At 50.0% G+C, this 2,246-nt stretch carries 4 protein-coding genes; all 4 read right to left on the bottom strand.

Annotated features, from left to right (window positions below; translation table 11 throughout):
- A partial coding sequence (locus ACTHUM_RS11810; protein WP_440402950.1) for a histidinol dehydrogenase occupies positions 1 to 493 on the bottom strand: 493 nt, incomplete at its 3' end.
- A gap of 71 nt (positions 494 to 564) precedes the next feature.
- Positions 565 to 1,290: an oxygen-insensitive NADPH nitroreductase gene (gene nfsA, locus ACTHUM_RS11805; protein ID WP_107792549.1), complete on the bottom strand. Its 726-nt coding sequence runs from the start codon at positions 1,288 to 1,290 to the stop codon at positions 565 to 567.
- 48 nt (positions 1,291 to 1,338) lie between these two features.
- A complete protein-coding gene (gene hisG, locus ACTHUM_RS11800; RefSeq protein ID WP_036473098.1) occupies positions 1,339 to 1,992 on the bottom strand; it encodes an ATP phosphoribosyltransferase in 654 nt (217 codons plus the stop codon).
- A gap of 82 nt (positions 1,993 to 2,074) precedes the next feature.
- On the bottom strand, positions 2,075 to 2,246 hold a 172-nt coding region (locus tag ACTHUM_RS11795; RefSeq protein WP_440392979.1), incomplete at its 5' end, for an SCO family protein.

Here is a 2,246-nt window from a genome sequence, read left to right as displayed (position 1 = left end):
TCGGAGTGGGAACGACCATGATGATTTCTTTCACGCCGGCAACGTGGGCAGGCATGGCGTTCATGATGACGGAACTCGGATAAGCGGCTTTACCGCCCGGAACATAAATACCGACACGGTCAAGCGGCGTAATCTGTTGGCCCAAAAGCGTGCCGTCTTCGTCTTCGTAAGTCCACGACTCCATTTTTTGGTGTTTATGGTAGCTTTCCACCCGTCGCGTGGCCGTTTTCAAGGCCGTCTGAATGTTTTCAGGCAAACGCTCAAAGGCAGACTGCAAATCGTCTTGCGTCAGAATTAAATCGTCGATGGTTTGAGCGGATGTACCGTCAAAGCGGTTGGTGTATTCAATCAGCGCCGCATCGCCGCGTTTTTGAACATCGGCGCAGATGTCAGCAACAATACGGTCGATTTCAGGATTTTGCGCGGTTTCAAAAGCGAGTAACGATTTGAGTTCGGCTTGAAAATTAGGGGATTGGGTGTCGAGTTTCTTCATGGTTTGCTCTCTTCCTTGTTTCGTTCCTATTGTTTTCAGACGGCCTCAATCACTCAAAGGCCGTCTGAACATTATCTTTTCAAAAAACCTTTTTTCTGCAAAAACGCCAACATATGCGGCCGTACAGGATTACCCAAGGTTTTGGCCAGCGATTCTTTCCAAGGTATCGGGCTACCCTTGCGTAGCTCATAATAATTCGCTACTGCCTGATTATAGGCTTCAACGGCATCGGCATTCAGGCTCGGACAGGCGTTTTCGGCATACACCATTTCCTTAGGTAGGCGCGGTTTGAGCGGCGGGTCTTGATCGGGATAACCGAGGCACAACCCCACCAAAGGCACGCAATAATCCGGCAGATTCAATACGTCCGACACTTTTTGCGCATTATTGCGCAACGCGCCGATATACACGCCGCCCAGCCCAAGCGATTCGGCGGCAAGCAATACGTTTTGCGCCATAATGCCTGCATCGACCGCACCAATCAGGGTTACCTCCGCCCAATCAATTTGCGCATTGGGAAACATTGCCTTGTGTTTGGAAAAATCGATGCAAAACAGTAAAAATTCCGCACAATGGACAATATAAGGTGCGCTTCCAGCCGCTTCATGTATCCCCTGCCTCAGCGCAAGATCCGATACGCGGATGATGGAAACGCATTGCAGGTTGTTGGAAGTCGAAGCCTGCTGCCCGGCACGAACCAGCGTATCGAGGATTTCATCGGCAATCGGTTCGGAAGTAAACCTGCGGATAGAACGATGGGAAAGAATCGTATCGAGTGTCGGTTTGCTTTGCATCATGACGGGGCTTTCAGACTGGGTTGGCAGACAGTTTTTGCCAAAAACTTTTCAGACGGCCTTAGCGGCATTTTCAAATGCCTGAATAATCGGATTCAACAGCGCATATTTGGTTTTCAAGGCCGCCTTGTTGACCACCAAGCGGCTGGAAATATCAGCCACATGTTCCACAGCTTCCAAACCATTGGCTTTCAAAGTATTGCCGCTGGAAACCAAATCGACAATCGCATCGCTCAAACCGACCAAAGGCGCAAGCTCCATCGAGCCGTACAGCTTGATGATGTCCACATGCACACCCTTGTCGGCAAAGTGTTCGGCGGCGATGTCGGGATATTTGGTAGCAATCCGCAAGCGGCTGCCGGGTTTGGACGCAGCGGCGTAATCAAAACCTTTTTTCACCGCAACCATCATGCGGCATGAGGCGATGTGCAAATCCAAAGGTTGATACAGGCCATCTCCGCCATGCTCGATCAGCACGTCCTTACCGGCAATACCGAAATCTGCCGCACCATATTGCACATAAGTCGGCACATCGGTCGCGCGCACAATCACCAGACGGATGTTGTCATGATTGGTGCCAATAATCAGCTTGCGCGATTTTTCCGGCTCTTCTGCAGGCACAATACCGGCGGCGGCCAACAGCGGCAGGGTTTCCTCAAAAATTCGCCCCTTGGATAAAGCAATCGTTAAAAGTGTGTCGGTCATTTTTTTCTTCTCCTTTGCCGTATCAAAAACAAGAAGGCCGTCTGAAATCCACAACCCATTTCAGACGGCCCCAACTACGGTTTTACAATAAAGTTTTCACATCAGCCGCAATCGTTTCCGGCTCGCTGCCATAAGGCGAGAAAATCGCCACTTCGCCGTTTTTATCAATCAAATATGCACCTGAAGAGTGGTCGACCAAATAGTTTTCGCTGTCTTCTTTTTGGTTAACTTTAGCCGATACCACACGGTATTGC

It is taken from the genome of Neisseria sp. P0021.S006, assembly GCF_051956895.1.
This window is presented reverse-complemented; position numbering and strand designations above follow the sequence as displayed.

Coding starts and splice junctions, on each gene's coding strand:
- nfsA (WP_107792549.1), bottom strand. CDS start 1,290: ATGATGCAAAGCAAACCGACACTCGATACGATTCTTTCCCATCGTTCT.
- hisG (WP_036473098.1), bottom strand. CDS start 1,992: ATGACCGACACACTTTTAACGATTGCTTTATCCAAGGGGCGAATTTTT.